Below are 3,676 nucleotides of genomic sequence, written 5' to 3'. Positions count from 1 at the left end.
TTGCATCCGGAACCAGCGCCAGCAGGGCCGGCCAGTCAATGTCCCCGGTCCCCAGAGGCGCCAGATAGCGACGCATCGTATCCCCATCGAAGGTGACATAGGCATCATCGATATGAACCTGCGCCACATGCGGCGCGATACGGCGAGTGCACTCGACCGCATCTTCCAGCCGGCAAACGACATTCACCGGATCATGAGCAATGCCCAGCAGGTCAGGGCCGACGGCTTCGATGATCCGCAGGATTTCAAAGCTCGAAATCTCTTCATGCGTTTTGATCAGCAGGCGCGTGCCGCTTTCCTTGGTCGCAGGCGCAAGCGCCTTCACGCCATCGATCACGCCCTGCAATTGCGCGTCCCACGACACTGCGGGATCGTCCCGATCCTCGATCATCCCGACAACAAAGAACACCGTCTTCGCGCCCAGCGCCGGCATGGCGCGGAGAACCCGCTCCATCCCTTTGACCATGTCGCCGCTACCGGCATCGATCAGCGCCTGGCAGCGCTCGGGACGGGCAGGATTGAACGCACCCGCACCGGCATTGATGATGAGGCCGCGCTCCGTTGCCGCCTGCCCAATCTCAGCCAACTTGGCGGTATCGAGATCGGGTACTGCCGAAAAGATGTTCCCGAAGAGCACTCCGCCAAGGCCAAGCTTTTTTGCCTCGTCGAGAATCTGGATCGGGGTGAGTGCCTCATGCCCGGGCAGGCTGTTGTTGAATACGCCGATCAAAGTGGTCTCCATGGTTCGCTATGCGTATTGAGTATCGCGTTGATCCATTTTGTATACAAAAATCTTACGACAAGCATGCAAAATGAGAAGTCCAGCCATGCATTTGATGCGTGCTTGGTTGTCTGAAAGTCCCGACGGAACAGTTAGGTCGAAATGGCAGGAACGCTGATTTTGTTGGGCATCTGCCCGCAATGCGCAGTTTCCATGGGGCCTGGAGCCGTCTCTGGAGTTTCCTCACTTCGGGGCTTTCCATTTCTGTAGCAACACAAGTGATGACAATTTTGTATCGGATTTATTGACACATCGAATGCAAGGCCCCACGCTCCACCCATCAGATCGTTGCCGGGGGATGGTTATGGCAAGCGTGCAGATGCGCAGTGTAGTCAAGAATTTCGCGGGCTCGCCGGTCTTGAAAGGTGTCGATTTCGATATCGTCGACGGCGAGTTCCTGAGCCTCGTCGGTCCATCGGGTTGCGGCAAGTCCACCCTTCTGCGCATGGTCGCCGGGCTCGAGGAAATCACCGCCGGCGAAATCCATATCGGCGGCCAGGTGGTCAACAACCTTGCCTCCAAAGATCGGGACATCGCCATGGTGTTCCAGAACTACGCCCTCTACCCACACATGACGGTGCGCGAAAATCTCAGCTTCGCCCTCGAAATGCGCGGCGAGTTCAAGGCTCAAATCGTCCAGCAGGTCGACTATGCCGCCGGCATTCTCGGCCTCGGCGAACTGCTCGATCGCTATCCGCGCCAACTGTCCGGTGGTCAGCAGCAGCGCGTTGCCATGGGCCGCGCCATCGTGCGCAAGCCGCAGGTGTTCCTCTTCGATGAGCCGCTCTCCAATCTCGACGCCAAGCTGCGCGTGCAGATGCGCACCGAGATCAAGGATCTGCACGAGCGCCTCAAGACCACGACCATCTACGTGACGCACGACCAGATCGAAGCCATGACCATGGCCGACCGCATCGTCGTCATGCGCGCGGGCATTGTCGAGCAGATCGGCACCCCGTTGGAGCTTTACGACAAGCCGGCCAACGCCTTCGTCGGCACCTTCATCGGCTCACCCTCGATGAACCTGCTGCGCGGCAAGCTGATCGGTCGCGACAAGGGGCTGGCCTTCGAACATGCGTCCGGCCAGATCGTTGCGCTCGGCCTCACTGGCAATGCCACGCCCGGCACCGAGATCGACCTCGGCATCCGGCCCGAACACCTGACTTTGGGGCAGGGCGGCTTCGAGGCCAAGGTCGTGGTCGTTGAGCCGACCGGCGCCGAAACCCAGATCGTCGCCGATATCGGCGGCCAGCGCGTCACCGCCATCGCCAAGGACCGGGTGACCATTCAGCGCGGCGACATCATTCATCTCGTGCCAGAACCGGCGCGAGCCCACTGCTTCGATGCCGGGACGGGCAAGCGCCTCTCCTGACCCCCGCCCGGCATCGCTGAGGGGCGGCAATCCCGCCCACACCTACCCAGATCTTTCGCCGCTACGACGGACGCGTTTGCTCGCGCCCGAACGACCCATCGCAACCCGAATTCGAGGACCTCATGACCAAGTTCAAATCTATGCTGTCTCGACGCTCCGTGCTCGTCGGCATGGCAGCCAGCGCCTCGGCCCTGGCAATGCCTGCCCTCCTGACCTCGCGCGCTCTCGCAGCGCCGGGCAGCAACCCGGGCAAGTACAAGCTCGATCTCGGCGGCTACAACGGCCCCGAACTCACCAACACCCCGATCACCCTCAAGATCATGCGGCAGGAATATCCGCCTGAAGTGAACGAGGTGATGAACGCCATCTACGCCAAGTTCTCGGAAGCCTATCCCAACATCACTATCCAGGAAGAGCGCGTTCCCTATGGCGACCTGCCGACCAAGGTGCAGGTCTATGTAGCCTCCGGCGCCGCGCCCGACATCATGATGGGCCGCAACGACTTCGCCTCGGCCTATGCCGCCGGCGAACTCACCCTGCCGCTGCAACAGTTCCTCTCCCCCGAATTCATCGACGACGTCTACGCCCCACTGCGTGAATCCGCGACCATCGACGGCAACCTGGTTTGTCTCCCGTGGGAAACCAACCCGGTCTACATGGCCTTCAATCGCGATATCTTCGACAAGATCGGCGTCACCCCGCCGCCGGAAGTCGCCGAATATGATGGCGGCTGGACCGTGGAAGAATACCTCCAGTGCTTCGATGACGTGACCACGGCCCTTCGCGCCTCGGGCGACGAACAGACCTTCGCGCTTGCCGCCTCCGGTTATGGCAATGGCGGGCCGGGCTCCAACTATACCCAGCTCGAAAGCATCTGGGTGCGCATGATGGGCGACCCGAACGCCGAAAAGGGTTCATCGCTGAACAATACCTTCCTCGGCGTGTCCGAAGATGGCTTCACCGCCACCGGCTACGTCAACACCGCGGAAGCGGCAGCGGGCCTTGCCAACTACAAGACCGTCTTCACCAATGGATACACACCGACCGGCGTTGTGCCTGACCAGTTCCGTGGTGGCGCTGCCGCCATAACCTTCAGCGGCACCGGCACGGTGACCCGCTTCCTCAAGACCGGCCAACCGTTCAATTTCGGCATGTCGCCGGCACCGAAGGGCACTATCCCCTACACGACCACCGTGGCGGACTCGCCGATCATCTTCTCGGGCACGCCTTACCCAGCCGAAACCGCCGCGCTCCTCGCCTTCATCTGCAATGACGAGAACCGCTTCGCCTTCCACGACGCCTGGGGCTCCATGCCGGTGCGCAAGACGCTGGTCGATGCGCTGCCCGAATATGCTTCGGATCAACGCCTGCTGCTTGGTGCCAATGTTGCCGACCACGCCTTCGGCCCGCCGAAGTCCGTTGGCTGGTTCGACTATTTCAGCGCCATCAATCCGGCCGTGAGGGATATCGCGCTTGGTGCCGATCCGCAGCCGCGTCTCGATCAGGTGGCCACCCAGATCGAT

3 protein-coding genes are annotated in these 3,676 nt (G+C 61.3%); 2 read left to right on the top strand and 1 reads right to left on the bottom strand.

The annotated features are described in order from the left end of the window. On the bottom strand, nucleotides 1-730 hold a 730-nt coding region (locus tag ABW043_RS01240), incomplete at its 3' end, for a sugar phosphate isomerase/epimerase family protein (RefSeq protein ID WP_353919427.1). 355 nt (nucleotides 731-1,085) lie between these two features. Here ABW043_RS01240 and ABW043_RS01235 point away from each other — a divergent pair. Then, a complete protein-coding gene (locus ABW043_RS01235; RefSeq protein WP_353919426.1) occupies nucleotides 1,086-2,153 on the top strand; it encodes an ABC transporter ATP-binding protein in 1,068 nt (355 codons plus the stop codon). 122 nt (nucleotides 2,154-2,275) lie between these two features. After that, nucleotides 2,276-3,676: extracellular solute-binding protein (locus ABW043_RS01230; RefSeq protein ID WP_353919425.1), on the top strand; the 1,401-nt coding region annotated here is incomplete at its 3' end.

Source organism: Devosia sp., assembly GCF_040509215.1.
In the GTDB taxonomy this organism is placed as follows: Bacteria; Pseudomonadota; Alphaproteobacteria; order Rhizobiales; family Devosiaceae; genus Devosia.
This window is presented reverse-complemented; position numbering and strand designations above follow the sequence as displayed.